This window comes from Acinetobacter sp. UBA6571, assembly GCF_002434085.1.
Lineage (GTDB): Bacteria > Pseudomonadota > Gammaproteobacteria > Pseudomonadales > Moraxellaceae > Acinetobacter > Acinetobacter radioresistens.
Genome location: NZ_DJJJ01000062.1, coordinates 1 through 16017, shown reverse-complemented (window position 1 = coordinate 16017; position 16017 = coordinate 1). Strand labels below are relative to the sequence as shown.

16 protein-coding genes are annotated in these 16017 nt (G+C 39.0%); 6 read left to right on the top strand and 10 right to left on the bottom strand.

Annotated features, from left to right (window positions below):
* Window positions 1-3 precede the first annotated feature (3 nt).
* Entirely contained in the window at window positions 4-351 is a 348-nt protein-coding gene (locus tag B3X18_RS13010) for a four-helix bundle copper-binding protein (RefSeq protein ID WP_005406264.1), read from the top strand.
* A gap of 76 nt (window positions 352-427) precedes the next feature.
* On the opposite strand, the gene B3X18_RS13005 is transcribed toward B3X18_RS13010, so the two are convergent.
* Window positions 428-1081 carry an A1S_1983 family putative colistin resistance protein gene (locus tag B3X18_RS13005; RefSeq protein WP_005026130.1) on the bottom strand — a complete coding sequence of 218 codons (654 nt, stop codon included), beginning with the start codon at window positions 1079-1081 and terminating at the stop codon, window positions 428-430.
* 98 nt (window positions 1082-1179) lie between these two features.
* On the opposite strand from B3X18_RS13005, the gene ispF reads away from it, so the two are divergent.
* On the top strand, window positions 1180-1674 hold the full coding sequence (ispF, locus tag B3X18_RS13000) for a 2-C-methyl-D-erythritol 2,4-cyclodiphosphate synthase (protein WP_005026129.1): 495 nt from the start codon (window positions 1180-1182) through the stop codon (window positions 1672-1674).
* Here ispF and B3X18_RS12995 read toward each other — a convergent pair.
* The 5 genes from B3X18_RS12995 to B3X18_RS12975 all read right to left on the bottom strand — a co-directional run bounded on the left by B3X18_RS12995 (window position 1662) and on the right by B3X18_RS12975 (window position 8821).
* On the bottom strand, window positions 1662-2186 hold the full coding sequence (locus B3X18_RS12995) for a hypothetical protein (RefSeq protein WP_005026128.1): 525 nt from the start codon (window positions 2184-2186) through the stop codon (window positions 1662-1664). The genes ispF and B3X18_RS12995 overlap by 13 nt on opposite strands.
* A 52-nt stretch (window positions 2187-2238) precedes the next feature.
* Complete coding sequence (locus B3X18_RS12990; protein WP_005020086.1) at window positions 2239-3330, bottom strand: 3-deoxy-7-phosphoheptulonate synthase; 1092 nt, start codon at window positions 3328-3330, stop codon at window positions 2239-2241.
* Window positions 3331-3456: 126 nt separating this feature from the next.
* Window positions 3457-4335 (bottom strand): sulfite exporter TauE/SafE family protein, encoded by an 879-nt coding sequence (locus B3X18_RS12985; protein WP_005026125.1) that lies wholly within the window; start codon window positions 4333-4335, stop codon window positions 3457-3459.
* 436 nt (window positions 4336-4771) lie between these two features.
* Window positions 4772-6328, bottom strand: coding sequence for a PepSY-associated TM helix domain-containing protein (locus B3X18_RS12980; protein ID WP_005026123.1), 1557 nt, complete (start codon window positions 6326-6328; stop codon window positions 4772-4774).
* A gap of 360 nt (window positions 6329-6688) precedes the next feature.
* Window positions 6689-8821 carry a TonB-dependent siderophore receptor gene (locus B3X18_RS12975; RefSeq protein WP_034670884.1) on the bottom strand — a complete coding sequence of 711 codons (2133 nt, stop codon included), beginning with the start codon at window positions 8819-8821 and terminating at the stop codon, window positions 6689-6691.
* A 222-nt stretch (window positions 8822-9043) separates the two neighbouring features.
* Here B3X18_RS12975 and lpxB point away from each other — a divergent pair, with 222 nt between their 5' ends.
* The gene (gene lpxB, locus B3X18_RS12970) at window positions 9044-10219 is read left to right on the top strand and encodes a lipid-A-disaccharide synthase (protein WP_034670886.1); all 1176 of its coding nucleotides are present in this window, start codon (window positions 9044-9046) and stop codon (window positions 10217-10219) included.
* An 84-nt stretch (window positions 10220-10303) separates the two neighbouring features.
* On the opposite strand, the gene B3X18_RS12965 is transcribed toward lpxB, so the two are convergent.
* The gene (locus B3X18_RS12965) at window positions 10304-11173 is read right to left on the bottom strand and encodes a DUF2797 domain-containing protein (protein WP_005026117.1); all 870 of its coding nucleotides are present in this window, start codon (window positions 11171-11173) and stop codon (window positions 10304-10306) included.
* 33 nt (window positions 11174-11206) lie between these two features.
* Between B3X18_RS12965 and B3X18_RS12960 the strand changes: the two genes are divergently transcribed.
* Both B3X18_RS12960 and B3X18_RS12955 read left to right on the top strand, forming a co-directional pair.
* Window positions 11207-11683, top strand: a complete 477-nt coding sequence (locus B3X18_RS12960) for a DUF6231 family protein (RefSeq protein WP_005020095.1) — start codon at window positions 11207-11209, stop codon at window positions 11681-11683.
* Between the two features lie 108 nt (window positions 11684-11791).
* Complete coding sequence (locus B3X18_RS12955; RefSeq protein ID WP_005020096.1) at window positions 11792-12475, top strand: YidB family protein; 684 nt, start codon at window positions 11792-11794, stop codon at window positions 12473-12475.
* A gap of 40 nt (window positions 12476-12515) precedes the next feature.
* On the opposite strand, the gene B3X18_RS12950 is transcribed toward B3X18_RS12955, so the two are convergent.
* The 3 genes from B3X18_RS12950 to B3X18_RS12940 form a co-directional block, all read right to left on the bottom strand.
* Window positions 12516-13619, bottom strand: a complete 1104-nt coding sequence (locus B3X18_RS12950) for a porin (protein ID WP_005020097.1) — start codon at window positions 13617-13619, stop codon at window positions 12516-12518.
* Between the two features lie 263 nt (window positions 13620-13882).
* Window positions 13883-14296, bottom strand: coding sequence for an HIT family protein (locus B3X18_RS12945; RefSeq protein ID WP_005020100.1), 414 nt, complete (start codon window positions 14294-14296; stop codon window positions 13883-13885).
* Window positions 14297-14314: 18 nt separating this feature from the next.
* Complete coding sequence (locus tag B3X18_RS12940; protein ID WP_005020103.1) at window positions 14315-14584, bottom strand: YARHG domain-containing protein; 270 nt, start codon at window positions 14582-14584, stop codon at window positions 14315-14317.
* Window positions 14585-15325: 741 nt separating this feature from the next.
* Between B3X18_RS12940 and B3X18_RS12935 the strand changes: the two genes are divergently transcribed.
* Entirely contained in the window at window positions 15326-15571 is a 246-nt protein-coding gene (locus B3X18_RS12935; protein ID WP_005020106.1) for a hypothetical protein, read from the top strand.
* Window positions 15572-16017: the final 446 nt, after the last annotated feature.

Sequence of the window (16017 nt, the reverse complement as noted above, 5' to 3'; positions counted from 1 at the left end):
ACAATGACTAATCCGGTTTATTCACAGGCCTCTGCTTCAATTCGGGCCTGTACTGAATGTATTATCGCTTGTCAAACCTGTGCAGCAGAATGCTTGCAGGAAGAAATGGTAGGCATGATGCGTGAATGTATCCGTCGCTGTTTAGATTGTGTGGAGCTATGCCGTCTTTGTATCAGCTATGAAATCAGAGGCTCGGCACTTTTAGACAATGTGATGGCGCTATGTGCTCAGGCATGTGAACGTTGTGCTGAAGAATGTGGTTCACATGAAGATCAGCATTGCCAGCATTGTGCTAAGGCCTGCGAGCAGTGTGCAGAAATCTGTCGCGCTTCAGAAATGCCTATTGATTAATAAGTTTTAGAAATATAAAGTCCGGTCTCAGTAGTCCGGGCTTTTTTATTTAAGTATTAATCTGAAATTACAAAGTTTAGTCGTATAAACGGTAAATACCGTTGAATCGCTCACAACCTTTCTGCTGTGAACTTACTGTAAGCAAGGCTTTCTGAAAGTTAAAATTATATTTACAATCATGTTCATTATCGATAATTTCCTGCTTGTTCTCGGGAGTGGTGTAAGCGAGAAAAGCAATGTTTTGGGTCTCTTTACGATTATTCGGGTTGCGGTATGCAATTCCCTCAATCTTGATTCTGTCTTTAGAGAGTTGGTGTACCTGTAAATGTACAGGCTGTTTCGCAATTAAGCCATTTTCATATTTTAAATAATGCTGGGTTAAACTCTGATTCATTGAAGTATAAATGTCCAGATCATCCATACGCAGTTCGAACTGCTGTTTAAAACAGTCATTACTTTTACACTGTTGCATACGATTTAGCCAAGTCAGATGTGTGTCTTGAAGTAAACGGACCGGAGCATCAGTAATCAGGTAGGCTGTAAGATATTTATTATTTAGCATTTGACGTTCGGAGTCGAACTTATCTGAGCAAATACGCTTTAAAGCAGGCGCAGTAATATCAGATGTACACTGTAACGCTTGAGCTACGGCCATTGATGACCATAAACAGGTCGCTACAAATAATGATCCTATTATTTTAATGTGAGGAAACTCGGTATTCAATAACATGATCGCTTATACTTTTGCTATAGAGTTTGCTTACGTAATATAGCGAAATCACAAGCTAAAATACAACTGATCTAAGATTTATTTATAAGGAAACAGTCATGTTAAGACCGCAGTTCCGTATCGGCCAAGGCATTGATGTGCATGCATTTGAAGAGGGTGAATTTGTTCATCTGGCAGGTGTCAGGATTCCACATACTCATGGTTTAAAAGCTCATTCAGATGGCGATGTAGTTTTACATGCATTAGCTGATGCTCTACTGGGGGCACTGGCACTAGGAGATATTGGACAGCATTTTCCGGATACTGACGATGAATTCAAAGGTGCGGATAGCCGGATATTACTCAAGCATGTATATGATTTAATTTTAAAGGAAGGTTATATGCTGGGTAATGCTGATATTACCGTAGCCTGTGAGCGCCCGAAACTGGCCAAATATAATCTTGAAATGCGGCAGAGCATTGCTGAGGTACTCAATGCAGATATTTCACAAATTAGTGTAAAAGCTACAACTACTGAGAAGCTGGGATTTACTGGCCGTCAGGAAGGCATTTTGGCGACTGCTACAGTTTTACTTTTACTTTACTCAAACTGACGAACCTGCATTAGTGACTGTTCCAGTTCGCGTGTTGCTTTGCGGCCTTGAAGTTGTAAGGCAACCGCATGAATTAATCCGGTCCAGGTATCATCGGGTTCCCAGATTCTGTGCAAATACTCTTGTGCTGTAGGCATATCTATATTCATAAAGTATTGTCGATATAAGTACATGAGCACACTACATTGCCGGTTATCAGCACAGTGCAGCCACACTATCTGCTCACAGACCAAGTGATTAATCAGCTCTAGAACCAGAATAGCCTGATTGGCTGAAGGGCGTTCATTATCTAAAGGAATGTGAATATAGTTGAGGTCAAGGTCCAGGCACAACTGATCTTCATTTCTAAGTGCCATTTCAGCTTTACTAGAGGCAAGATTAATAATGGTCGAGCAACCATAAGCCTTGATTTGTTCGAGATTTTCTGCAGTCAACTGACCTGAGCAAAACAGGCGCTCATGAACATAATCAAAATATGGGATCTGGCTTAAAGCATATTCTAGTTCATTCATATGGTACAAATCCTATATAAAAAACGCCATCATGATGATGGCGTCTCAATGTTTAACGATTTGGTAAAACGTCTTTTAATGCTTCATGCATGGCAAGTAAGGTCTTTTCGGTAGTTTCCCAGTCTATACAGCCGTCTGTGACTGACTTGCCATATTCAAGGTCATCCAGTTTCGCAGGAATATCTTGGCGGCCACCCTTGAGATGACTCTCGACCATAACACCGACAATTGACTTGTTCCCATCAATAATTTGCTCAGTCACATTTTTTAAAACCAACGGTTGCAAATACGGATCTTTGTTCGAGTTGGCATGACTGGCATCAATCATAATCTTGTTACTAACCTTGGCTTTAGCTAAAGTCATTTCCGCATCAGCCACAGCACCAGCATCATAGTTCGGCTTGCCATTACCACCTCGCAGTACTACATGTGCATAAGCATTACCTGCAGTACGGATAATAGAAACCTGGCCATTCTCATTCAGGCCCAGAAAGCTATGCCCATGTTTAACTGACTGCATGGCATTGGTAGCTACTGTCAGGCCGCCGTCAGTACCATTTTTAAAACCTACAGGTGAAGACAAGCCGGAAGACATTTCACGATGGGTCTGGCTTTCTGTAGTACGTGCACCGATAGCAGACCACGAAATCAGGTCTTGATAGTATTGTGGCGAGTTCGGATCAAGGGCCTCTGTTGCACAAGGTAAACCTTTTTCATTAAGTTCAAGTAACAGCTGGCGGCCAATACGAAGACCCTTTTCAATATTAAAGGAGTCATCCATGTCCGGGTCATTAATCAGACCTTTCCAGCCTACAGTAGTACGTGGTTTCTCAAAATAAACACGCATAACGATATAAAGAGTATCCTGAACTTTTTCACTCAAGACTTTTAAGCGGTCAGCATATTCATGTGCAGCTACCGTATCATGAATTGAACAAGGCCCAATCACGACAAACAGGCGTTTATCAATACCATCTAAAATATTACGTATAGTTTCACGGCCTTTCATGACGGTTTGATAAGCCGTTTCACTTAAAGGAAGTTCTTCTTTCAGTGTTGCAGGAGTTACAAGTGGTTGAATGCTTTTCACATTTACATCACTGATATCTGAAGGGGATACTGTTTTAGACTGTAGTGTATTCATTGCCGTCACTGGTGATTGTTCATACAGAAGTGGTTATAGTTACTTGAATATAACATGATTTAAGTGATGAATTGCTATACAAAAACTCTGTTAAAGCCTGAAAAAGCAATTCATTTTACGAATTAATTATATCTTGTGTGTTTTTTCAACAGTACTAATGACTGCGCTTTCTGAAGTAGTTACTGGTTTGGCTTTAACCGGATGCAACATAAAGTTGATACCTAAAGCAAACAGGGTAATTCCCAGAATCTTGCGAATAATACGTTCAGGTAACCGTGAGCTGATTAATGTACCAACGATAATGGCTGGAATGGAACCGACCAGTAACCACATTAATAGAGTGAAATCGACATTTCCCGAACTCATGTGGCCTAAGCCTGCAACCAGTGTTAGCAATACTGCATGAACTACATCGGAACCAATAATCCGGATCATTGGCAAATTAGGGAACATAAGAATCAATGCCATAATGCCAAAAGCGCCAGCACCTACCGAAGAGAGGGTAACAAATATACCCAGTACGATACCCATAAATAAAATATAAAAGCGGCGGCGCGGATTAGCAAACAGCGCTTGTTCCTGACCAGAAACTTCAGGTTTACGAAAACGGCTAAAGAATTTTTCAATCTGCGCACGGAAAATAATTGAAATACCAGTCAGAGTCAGCATAAACCCTAAAACTGTGGTAAGGACAGCTTTATAGTGAGTGGACTGGCTCAGATAGTGCTCAAGCACCCAATGGGTCGCAAAAGATGCTGGAATACTCCCCAATGCCAGCCAGAGAACTATGGGCCAGACAATATTTAATTTTCTGGCATGGACCAGTGAGCCGCAGAATTTTGAAATTGCTGCGTAGAGCAAATCGGTACCAATCGCAATATGGGGTTCGATCCTGAACAAGCTGATTAAAATAGGTGTCATTAATGAACCACCACCTACACCTGTAATACCTACACAAAAACCAACCAGTACACCAGCCAAAATGAATTCTAGAGGACCAACCATTAACTCATGCCAATATAATAAAACATGTCTATGTTATGACTTTTTCATATAAGCAGTTGTGACGATTAATGATTTACTTATGCAAAAAAACGCTAAGCTCGATGATGACTTTGGTGTATAGATACGCTAATAAAGCATTTTCATGATCTTCTTTGATATTTCCCATTCGGTTTTAAGTCATTTATTGTCAAGATCATGAAAAATAAAATAGGGGAAGCGAAAATCCAGACACTAATAAATCCAATGGATAGATGATAGCTACGGATAATGAAGTAGGTTGCTGATATAAATAAAAGGCTGCAAAATAACCTGAGCAATAAGGGGTATTTTACAAGAAAAGCCTTATTAGAACTAAGAGTCTTGGCAAGCTGCTTTGAACTGCTAAGATAAAATCCATAAAAGCAGGCAAATAGCATAAAAAAAGCTAATAACAATGTCATGAATTAACCTCTTGGGTATTCCTTATAATTTTGGCAGAAAGCTTCTGGCTGCTTTTAAGTTGTATCGGTTCAATATTGCGATAAATAAAGAAGGCTAAAAAAGCAAATAGCCATAGCATCAGGTCAATTCTGAGAAAGTTCCAATAGTGCGATAATCCTGAAATATAATTTTGCTGACTCAAGTAATAAAGATCATAAATTGGCAGACTAAAAGCGAGACATATGAAAATAGCAAGCTGTATTTTCCATAACCATTGTTTTTTAGTCATTATCGCTAGAATAAACAGGATCAGCCAGCTGATAAAGAAGCTATAAATTTCATAATTTGTGCCACCTGGCTGGACGCTTACAAGACGGTTAGCGTAGAGATAACACAGCATAGCTGTAGGAAGACCTATAAAAGTAGCCACATTTAACCGGTCTACCAAATAAAAGCCCAAATGAAAGGCTTGAGTCTTGTTTTGTAGATGTCGCTTTAAACTCCATAACAATAAACCAGAGGCAATCATCAAACAGCCCAGTATGCCTGAAAAAAATAAAGCGAACCGTAGTAAAGGCTGGGCAAAAGTTGCCATATGCAAACCATAGACACCTGAGTTAAGTGTGGCTATTGCGCTACGGTTTTTTGTATCAGTTATAATCTGGCCACTTATACCGTTTACTGTTAATTGTGGTGCATCGCGGGTAATCGAATAGTCAGTAGACTGAACCAGAGTTATTTTTGCAGAAGTAGTATTTGGGTTCTTAACCTCTAGTCGTGCATAATCTGTAATACCCCATTGCTGCTGGCTAATAGCCAGAACTTGTTGGATCGGAAGCATCGCAGCAGGTTTTGGATAATCTGCCTTTGTTAAAATTTTCTGATTGATTTCTTCAAAGTACTGGTATTTGTTTTCAGGATAAAATTTTTCAAGGCTCCATGGCAGATATAAATAAAACAAAATAGCCAGACCAGTAAAAGTAATGGTTAAAAAAAAGGGGAGTGCAATGACTGAGCAGATATTATGAAAATCAAGCCAGGAACGCTGGCCTTTAAAAGTACGGAAAGTAAAGAAATCAGTCAGTATTTTTTTATGAGTGATAATACCGGAAATAAGGGCAATCAGCATGATCAGGGCAGCAAAACACGCAATCAGACGTCCAATGAGTACCGGAATACCAAACAGCTGAAAATGGAAAAGATAGAAAAACTCACCGCCTTGGGTTCCGGAGAGTTTTAATTCCTGACCAGTGGCTGGATTTAATAAAGCACTACCATAACTGCCATCCTGTTTCTGCCAGTACATTTTGTTAAACGGCTTTTCTTGAGTTGCTATTTCCAGATACCAGGTTTTAGCGTCGGATGCTTCGTTCTGTAAATATTGATATGCAGTATTTAATGCTGTTGCCTGGTTTACCTGAATCTGAGCCAGTGCAGGCTGCATCCATAAATTTAAATTATGGCGGTAATAGGCGGTAGAACCCATCAGGAAAATAGCAAACAATAGCCAGCCTAGTAAAAGACCGGTCCAAGAATGCAAAGATGCCATCGATTGCCGGATAGATTTTTGCATAATTTAACCTGTATAAAGCGAAATAAAATAGAAAAAGCCGCAGCTGATGAGACTCAGCAGGGTTAACTTCCAAAGGCAATTAATGCAAAAACTCGAAATAACGAAGACCAAATACAGTAAAATCGCAGTGATTGCCGCCAAGTAAATTGATTCGGCTTTTGGAAAATAAAAACTTAATAAGTGAGCTAGATCATAAGCTAGATAGGCCATAAATATATAACCCGCTATAAAGGCTAGCAGGGTTCGATAAAAAGCTGCACAGTATGGATAAGTCTTCTGTAAAAAATTCAATCTGCTTCTCATCATTTTCTATATATAAAATAAACAGTTCAGCTCTTTAGAGAGCTGAACTGTTTACTATTAATATTTGAAGTTTACCGCGACTGTATAGTTAGCGGGCGCACCGTAATAAGTCTGGCCATATTCTAGAGAATTAAAATATTTTTCATTGGTAATATTTTTTGCATTGGCCTGAAAACTGACATGGTCATTTAATTCATAGCTGGCCATTAGATCAAGTAAAGCATAACTGTCCTGTATCAGATTACTTTTATCTGTCTGGCTGATTTTATCTTGCCAGACCAGATTTGCGCCTACTTTTAATTGGGGAAATTGCGGAACCGTGTAACTGGTAAGTACATTAAAGGTGCGTTCAGGTACAAAGGTACGGGTTCTTGCTCCAGTATTACGGTCTTTCATGTTCTGCTGTACATAACCGGCTGATATATTCAGCTGGTCAGTTAGCTGACCGGCAATATTAAACTCATAACCTTGTGATTTAATATTTTGTTGACTGTATAAGTTAGCCTGATCCCATTTTTCATAAACTGGAAATTTGTCATATTCGTTGCGGAACACAGCACTAGAGACAATGAGCTGATCATCGAACCATGAACCTTTAATACCAAGTTCATAGGAGCTTCCTTCTGTAGGTTTTAAAATCTGCTTGTCTAGACCAAGTTTTGAAGTCGGTTTAAAAATCGTACTGTAACTTGCGTATGCTGTATAAGTTGGGTCAATATCATAAGTGATCCCTGCATAAGGCAACACCTTCGAATCTCTATAATTGGTTGAGTCGCCGTAATTTTGGCCTTTTGAAGTAGCATCAGTATAATTAGCACCCGCCAAGACTTTTAACTTATCTCCCAAATGTAAACGTGTCGCTGCATAAACACGTTTCTGTTCCTGCGTATAATCTGCCTGATTAGCCGGATTGTTTGTATCGTCAATAAAGTCTGGATAAGTATTGTTGTAATAATTGAACCAGTCAGGAATTGGTCTGCTACGGTTTGCAATATATCTTGAGTTCTGTTTTACATCATTTTTGGACCAGCTGCTGCCGGCCATCAGGTCATGAGTTTGACCAAATAACGAATACTTTCCTAATATACTGATATCAATATCATGATTTTGGTTTTTTTCTATGAAAGCTGAGGGATATTCACTGACCCCTTGTCCTGTTTCCCGATCTGGAACTCCAGTAAAATACAGCATAGTTCCATCTTCTTTTTGTTCGGCATAGTTATAACTGGCTTTTATACTCCAGTTATCATTAAACTGATGTTTGAGTTCTATAAAAGCATTCTGTTTTTCCATATCCCAGTGTACCCAGTCCGGCATCGGGTTATAATTACGGCTATAGTTTAATAATTTCCCCTCACTATCCAGCATAGGAAGGGCGCCCCAGTTGTTTCCATTAGGCCGGTCTTTCTGAAAGTTATACCCTGTGCTTAAGAGTGTCTGATCTGTCAGGTCAGCTTCAATAATTAGCCCGGCAACAGTTTTTTCCTGGCTGTAATGATCCAGATAGGAGTTTCCGGCTTCCTGTGCCAGCATTACTCGTCCGCGTATACGATCATCAGAAGTTAAACTGCCTGAGATATCTGCTTCACCCCGAACTGTGTCCCAAGATCCATAACTGATAGAGCCTTGTGTCCGGGTGTCTATAGTTGGCCGTTTGCGAATGTAATTTACAGTTGCAGAGGGATTACCCGTAGAAGAAGTTAAGCCATTTGAGCCTTTCACGACTTCAATCCGGTCATATAAAAATGTATCTATATCTCCATTCTGATAATCACTACCAGTTAACTGAAGGTTTGTTCCATCAATCTGGTAATTACTGATATCAAAGCCGCGTGCTGTGTAAGTAGTACGGTTAGTTTCCTGACTGGACACGACTACACCTGGTACTGCTGCTAAAACATCACGTGCGTCGGTCAGATTGAAATCTTTAATTTGCTGATGGGTTACCACATTCACTGTTTGTGGAGTTTCTTTAATACTCAGATTTAACCCGGTAGCACTGTTTGAATCCTTGACTATATAGGCTTGCGTTTGTTCAGAAGATTGGCTACTCATAGTATTGGCTTGCAGCTGAATAACAGGAAGTGCCTGGGTATCTGAAGCCTCTGCTGCAAGAGTAGCTTGTACATTTAATAATGCCAGAGTAAGGAGAGAAAGTTTAAAATAACTGGCGTGTAAATGAGAATTCATAATATTAGTTAATGAAAATTATTATCATTTATATTATTATTTGTTGTGGTGATTTACAATTGGTAAACAATAGATTATTTAGATAATTTTTGAATTTCTAAAAGGAAGTTTAAATTTTTTAAAGAGTGTAATCGGATTAAATTAGATGCGGATACAGTGAGCCTGATTAAATCTAAAAGGGTTATGTTAAAATAGCTTGGTCTTATAATGGAGATAAAACTCTTGGAAAATCGGAAACTTAAAATTGGTATAGTGGTAGGTGAAGTTTCTGGTGATACTTTAGGTGCCAAGCTGATTCGTAGTTTTCGCGAGCAGGGGATAGAAGCTGAATTTGAAGGGATTGGTGGGCCACAAATGATGGCAGAAGGCTTTAAGAGCTATTATCCAATGGATATTCTGTCAGTCATGGGAATTGTTGAGGTCTTAAAAGATCTGAAAAAGCTGTTTGCTGTACGTGATGGACTTGTTGAACGCTGGAGCCAGAAACCTGTAGATATTTTCATTGGAATTGATGCTCCAGATTTTAATTTGCGGCTTTCTAAAAGTCTGAAACAGAAACAACTTAAAATAAAAACGGTACAGTATGTAAGCCCATCAGTGTGGGCATGGCGTCAGGGCCGTGTGCACGGAATCAAGCAGTCTATTGATCTGGTACTTTGCCTGTTCCCGTTCGAAAAAGCTTTTTATGAGCGTTATCAGGTTTCTGCTGCATTTGTAGGACATCCTTTGGCAAGTCAGTTACCTTTAGATAATCCTCTAATTGTAGCCAAACAGCAGTTAGGACTCGACCCGGCCAGACAGCATATTGCACTATTACCCGGCAGCCGTCGTGGAGAAGTCGAGCGTCTAGGTCCTTTGGTGCTTGATGCTGCACAGATTATTTATCAGAAATATCCTAAAATTGAATTTTTATTACCTGCTATAAATGAAGCAAGAAAAGTTCAGATTGAAGAACAATTAAAAAATTATCCTGCTGAGTTTAAGGCACAGGTTAAGGTGCTAGAAAACACCGGCACTGACTCCAAAATTGGCCGTATGGTAATGAATGCCAGTGATATTGTGGCCCTAGCTTCAGGTACAGCAACACTAGAGGCCATGCTATTACATCGGCCAATGGTGACTTTTTATAAGCTGAACTGGCTCACTTATATTATTGCCAAGTTATTGGTCAAGATTCCCTATTATTCACTGCCAAATATTATTGCAGGTAAGAAAGTTATAGCCGAGCTAATCCAGACCGATGCCACTCCACAAAAGTTAGCTACAGAAATTGAAAATTTAATGAATAGAGAAGTCGCACAAACTCAGGTGATGCAACATATTGCGATGCATAAGCGACTACTTGCCGGTAACAGTGAAAATCCTGTAGAGGCCATTCTGAAAGTACTGTCTTATTAACTTTTATCCATCAACAGATCAGACGCTCTCTTGAATAAACAGTACCGTACTCAAATTATGGTACTGTTTATTTTTATGAAAGACTTACGCTCTCAGAATTAATTCATAACCCGTATATTTTCTGATATTAATAACACCCGTGTCTAAAATAAGATATTGGCCTTTTATACCCTGTAACACTCCTCGAATTTTCAGTGTTTTATCAAGGTTATGTGACTTGATCTTTTCAGGATATTGCTCAACCGGATAAATAAACTCACGTGGTAGTTCCTGATCAAGCAACTCTATTGACTCGTTAAAGTGTAAATTCTGACTGAACTCATCCTGAATCTGGGCAATTTTAGGTGCAAATTCTTCAATTAACTGATCACGTTTTTCAATTAGGTTAACGGGTTCCGCTTCGCCTTTAAGCAATTTGCGCCAGTCTGTTTTATCAGAAATCTGGCTACCAAACATTACCTCAATATGCCCAGACAAACGCCGTGAACCGACTCTAAAAATTGGTAAGGCCTGAGTCGCTCCCTGATCCAGCCATCGGGTAGGCATATGACCAGTACGGGTAATGCCGACTTTAAGACCACTTGAATTAGCCAGATATACAATGTGAGGCTGAAAACAGACTTCTTTGGCAAATGAGTCTTCCCGGCAGGTCCCTAAATGGTAATGACAGGTTTCTGGTTTTAAAACACACATGTCACAGGATGCTTTGGTTTTAAAACATTTAAAACAATGCCCTTGTGAAAATGATTTCTTGGTTTTTGCACCGCAAGATACGCAATAGATATTACCAGTCCATTCAATTTCAATTTCTTGCCCTAACGTAAAAGGAAGATCAATTTCTGAACGGTCCAGAGTAAATTTGTACTCAACATTTGCCTTTAACGTTTGTTGATCAGTTACACTTGGCTTGCTAAGACCGGCATGCATTTTATGGCAAATGCCTTGTAATTCCATATAATTCTCACTCACGTAATTCAGGATGCAGTTATGGCCAAGCTCAACGTCATCACTTCTATGCTAGACGATCTATTTGCCGAACAGCCCATCCATACTGCACTGGCGATTGGTCAGCAGCTTGAAACAGTTCAAGATACTTCACATCTGGCTATACAATGGCATTATTTTAACGCAACTGAGTTTTTAAATCTGCCCTTTACTGAACGTTATGATCTGGCAATGGTCATTTTAACCGGTCCAGAATTCATAGAATTAAAACTGCCTGATATTTCTAGACTTCTGGTGAAATTACGTGATCTTATGGCGAAGCGTATTATTGTGGTTGGCCGTCTTCAGGATGAGCAGTTACTTCGCTCTTTAGGTTTTACCCAACTGGTTGAGAGAACAGAAAACAGCAGTGATTTCGCATTATGGCAATTCAATATTCTAACCTATAAGCACGTACCGGACTGGTTTAACTCTAAATATTGGGCCAATCCGGAAAATTGGGACAAATATCGCTGGTAAGGGCCAATATACTTATAAAATCTTGCAAAAATATACAAATCAGACTTTGTTTCACCCGGTCGGGTACACTTATGCTTTAAGGAAGATAACACTTTCAAGGAGTAAGTGATGACCAACTTGACCAATATAGTGGAAATGCTGGCGAAGCAGGCATTAGGAAACCAGCAACCACAAAATAATCAGCAGCAGAACACGCAGCAGCCAAGTGGTCTCGGCGGAATTCTTGGAGCAGTTCTAGGTCAGCTCGGTGGCCAGAATACGCAGGCTAACCATCAGAATACCCAGAATCAGGGCCGTCAATCCGGTTTAGGTGGCGTTTTAGGTTCAGTACTTGAGCAATTTGGTCATGGTAACCAGCGTCAACAGCAACCACGCCAGACTCAAAATGAAGTACCGCATAACAGTGGAAATAACAGTACCAAAACTTTATTGATCGCCGTGTTGCCACTGGTTCTAGCCTGGATTCAGAAGCAGGGTGGTCTTCAAGGTGCATTAGACAAATTGCGTAATGCCGGTCTTGGAAATCAGGTACAGAACTGGGTAGACCCAAACCAGAGCAATAAAGAAAATGCGCCGCAGCAAAATATACAAAGTTTATTTGATGATCAGGAAGTCGAGAAAGTTGCTGAACAGACACATGCACCTAAACAGGATGTATACAGTGCTATTTCTTCAGTATTACCACAAATCATTGATGCGCTGACTCCACAAGGTGAGAAGACCAACAAACAGGAAGCCAACAATGATATTCAAAATGTTTTAAATATGGTTTCCGGTTTTTTGAAACGTTAAATTAAAAAAGGGCATATAGCCCTTTTTTAAATTGCCAGAATTAGAATTTTATTTCCATACCTAAACCGTATACGCTTTCATCTGCATTACCTTTAGCAGGGGAGTTATCCCATTCACGCTGAACAGCACTGGCAAAGAGTTTAGTCTGGCTATTGAGTTTGTAATCTGCGCCAATTCCCCACTGGTCAACTGAGCTGTCACCTGACGCACCTGCAAGAACTGCATAGTCAGTGTCTGCTGACTGATACTGTGCCTTGAATGTCCAAGGCGTGTTTGCAAGTTTATAAGTCGCAGAAATTAACCATGCTTTTTCTTCTACGTTGCTATAATCACCAGCATAGGTAACAACACCATCAGTTACTACACGGGGCTTGATATTATTATAATCCGAGATTTCAGCAGTCTGCCACATTGCCCCTAAATACAGGCCTGGCACACCGATTTTACCCAAGTCAAAAGAGGCACCTAGGCGGAATGCATCAGCAGGAATATCCTTGAGACCAACCGCAGCAAAATCGCCAATTGATTTAAAGTTTCCAGCAATCACACCTTCAAAACCATAATCTTTATTAGCATAAGATAGTGAAGTTGAAAGGCCATCTCCTAGGCTGTCACGAGCACCGTCTGTATATTTGTTGGTTTCAGTATTTGACTCGCCTTGCTGAGCCTGTAGGGCAAATACTACACCGGCGAGTAATTTCGGATCTGTCTCAAGACTGATCACATTTTCAACCCGCTCTTCACCATACATCATTTCTTTAATATCGGCATGTGCATAATCATTAAATACATCACGATAACCGCCTGCTGCATCTTTAAATGGTGTATCTATAATACCGGCTCTTAAAGTACCAATTTCTGCCCATTTTAAGCCGGCAAAAATGTTACGTTTCTTGAATACATCATCGCCACCATCTACATCAATTTCCCATTCAGCCTGATACACTGCAGACAACTGATCTGTCAGTTTTTCTTCGCCTTTAATCCCCAGACGAGAAGCATTCGAGTTAACTTCAATTTTGTCATCTTTGCCATTATCGTAACTGTCAACGCTGACATTTACTTTACCGTACAAAGTTGGCGCTGCTTGCGCTGCGTTTAAGCTTAAAGTTGCTACTGTAGCAGCGAGAAGCAATTTTTTCATTGAGATTTCTCCAAAAACAATTCTTTAAAATGGCTATTTGCCTTGCTAACTCTTTTTTATAGTTTGCCTGTGTACAAAAAGTTACATAAGCTCACCAACTTGCTAAGCAGTATCTGCAAACTGTGTGACAGAGAAGTGAAAGAAAAATGACAGTTTAATGAAGGATAAAAAGAGAAAAGAAGAATTAGATTATTTTTTATACTTTTGAAATTTAAACAAAAATGGAGCCGAAGCTCCATTAGGTTTTAATTGAAAATAAGGCTTTAAAGAGCAGCACGGATTCTCTCTGCAATAGCCTTAATTTTCTCCTGATCTCCTATTTCAGCCGCATGGCGACCTAGCTGGTGCACTGAACTTGGAATCAGATGAAAATGAACATGCGGAACAGTTTGTCCAGCAGCAGCACCTGAAAGCTGCATTAAAACAATTCCCTCGGCATTCAATGCTTTCTCTATTGCTTTTGCAATTTTCTGTACTATCTGAATACTATAAGCAGCGGCTTCTGCTGGCAGGTCAAGTAATGTAACTGCCGGTGTTTTAGGGATGACCAATGTATGACCTTCGGCTTGCGGCATAATATCCATAAAAGCAAGAACCTGATCATCTTCATAAACTTTAATTGCAGGTAATTCACCACGAATAATTCTTGCAAAGATATTTTGGTCATCGTAAGCCATAGCTCTTCCTTTCAGTAGTTATTTACAGTTCAGCTCTTTTTGGCGCTCTTTAATTTCATCAAGACGTTGCTGCTCTTTTTCAGAGAATTTAGGTTTTGAAGTATAGCAGTTTTCATTACCAAACTTCTCTTTTGCATCCTTATCTTTAAAACAGAAGCCTTTAGAAGCATAAATAACATTATAGTCATTTTTGAGCTTTTGACACTCCTGTTCCGGAGTGGCAGCCTGTGCACTTATACCTGCCAAGCTAATCAGACCAGCAAATAATGCAACAGTAAAATTTTTCATAAGAGTTTCCTCTAGACCTGCAGTGTATATCAATATACTCACAATATCGGGTCTACTTGTGTTTATTCAATGACTAAAAATTACTCGAGTGTAATTCTAGTCCATAATTACTCCATATAGTATAAAAACTTCATATCCTAATAATTTTAAAAAAATATAAAAAAACATTAACTTAAGTTGTTTTATATCCTTTTTTATTTTACTAGGTTTTGCTACTCGTCGCTTTTTGTGTGTTTATTTACTTGCTACTTTGCACCACTATTATCTGATGATGTTGAGGCGCACAAGCAAAAAGGTTTATATTTCTCTTTTCTTATCAGGCAATACAACCAAATCAATATAACGCTTAGAAAATAAATTTAATCAAATAGAGTAGAAGTATTGAGTTGAGTAAAAGGAAAGGTAATGCCATATATCGCTGAAAACAGCTCGCCCTGCTTTTCATTGGCAGACTGAGCTGGCGAAGACTATTGGATTTACCCCAGCGGCCACTTTAAACAAGACATCGACATTGAATACAAGGCCATACTTAAGATAGCCAGAAAGATTAGTACTAAACGGGTTGAGGCCTAACATTTGAAGGGTATCAATAGACGAAAATATATACCAAAATATTTCTATTACAGAAAATCTGATATACAGATAAAAATTTTTGGCTTACAAAACTAATTTTTATCGCCAAGTAAGTTAGATAGAAAAGTGTTAATACTGGTTTATATCTTTAAGAATTGAGAATGAACCATGTTAATTAAACAATTGATCGCAAGATTACAGACCTTTGATCCGGATCTTAAAGTTCTAATCGCTAATGAAGAAGATGGAATTACTGCTGAAGGTGAAGCCCTTAGAATATTTGATATTAGTGGAATGAATATTGTAGAAACTGAAATGAGTAAGAAATATGAGGAAGAAATTAATTTTAAATTTGAAGGCCCCACTGAAAAATCTCAAAAAATTCTATTCATTAAAACCTTAGCTCAAGGTTAATATAAAGAACTTGATATATCTTTAAAAAGGCACTTTAGAGTGCTTTTCTATTTAACTTTTCTAATTTGCTTGTGTATTTTAGTGATGAATACACCCTCGATGTAATTCTCACCATTCGAGCCAGTAGTGTAATACAAAATACATTTTTACGATGGGATGACTATCAAATTGCATAAGCTTAACTTCGATAGTCTGAATCTTTTGATCTAGGTTTGAAAAAGTTTATTTATATAGTTATTCGAATAATTTAAATAGATAATCAGGATCTTCTTCCATTGCCTTGTACAGGTAAAAACCGCTATTAAAACCGCCAAAATTGCTAAAATTAATATCCAAGATAATTTATTCATTAAGACTGATATTATCACTAATAATTATAAGAGTACCCATCAATACAGGACGAATGTAATAAAGACAACCATTGTTCGGTAAGGTCTTAAACAAGG

Coding starts and splice junctions, on each gene's coding strand:
- B3X18_RS13010 (WP_005406264.1), top strand. CDS start 4: ATGACTAATCCGGTTTATTCACAGGCCTCTGCTTCAATTCGGGCCTGT.
- B3X18_RS13005 (WP_005026130.1), bottom strand. CDS start 1,081: ATGTTATTGAATACCGAGTTTCCTCACATTAAAATAATAGGATCATTA.
- ispF (WP_005026129.1), top strand. CDS start 1,180: ATGTTAAGACCGCAGTTCCGTATCGGCCAAGGCATTGATGTGCATGCA.
- B3X18_RS12995 (WP_005026128.1), bottom strand. CDS start 2,186: ATGAATGAACTAGAATATGCTTTAAGCCAGATCCCATATTTTGATTAT.
- B3X18_RS12990 (WP_005020086.1), bottom strand. CDS start 3,330: ATGAATACACTACAGTCTAAAACAGTATCCCCTTCAGATATCAGTGAT.
- B3X18_RS12985 (WP_005026125.1), bottom strand. CDS start 4,335: ATGGTTGGTCCTCTAGAATTCATTTTGGCTGGTGTACTGGTTGGTTTT.
- B3X18_RS12980 (WP_005026123.1), bottom strand. CDS start 6,328: ATGCAAAAATCTATCCGGCAATCGATGGCATCTTTGCATTCTTGGACC.
- B3X18_RS12975 (WP_034670884.1), bottom strand. CDS start 8,821: ATGAATTCTCATTTACACGCCAGTTATTTTAAACTTTCTCTCCTTACT.
- B3X18_RS12965 (WP_005026117.1), bottom strand. CDS start 11,173: ATGGAATTACAAGGCATTTGCCATAAAATGCATGCCGGTCTTAGCAAG.
- B3X18_RS12960 (WP_005020095.1), top strand. CDS start 11,207: ATGGCCAAGCTCAACGTCATCACTTCTATGCTAGACGATCTATTTGCC.
- B3X18_RS12955 (WP_005020096.1), top strand. CDS start 11,792: ATGACCAACTTGACCAATATAGTGGAAATGCTGGCGAAGCAGGCATTA.
- B3X18_RS12950 (WP_005020097.1), bottom strand. CDS start 13,619: ATGAAAAAATTGCTTCTCGCTGCTACAGTAGCAACTTTAAGCTTAAAC.
- B3X18_RS12945 (WP_005020100.1), bottom strand. CDS start 14,296: ATGGCTTACGATGACCAAAATATCTTTGCAAGAATTATTCGTGGTGAA.
- B3X18_RS12940 (WP_005020103.1), bottom strand. CDS start 14,584: ATGAAAAATTTTACTGTTGCATTATTTGCTGGTCTGATTAGCTTGGCA.
- B3X18_RS12935 (WP_005020106.1), top strand. CDS start 15,326: ATGTTAATTAAACAATTGATCGCAAGATTACAGACCTTTGATCCGGAT.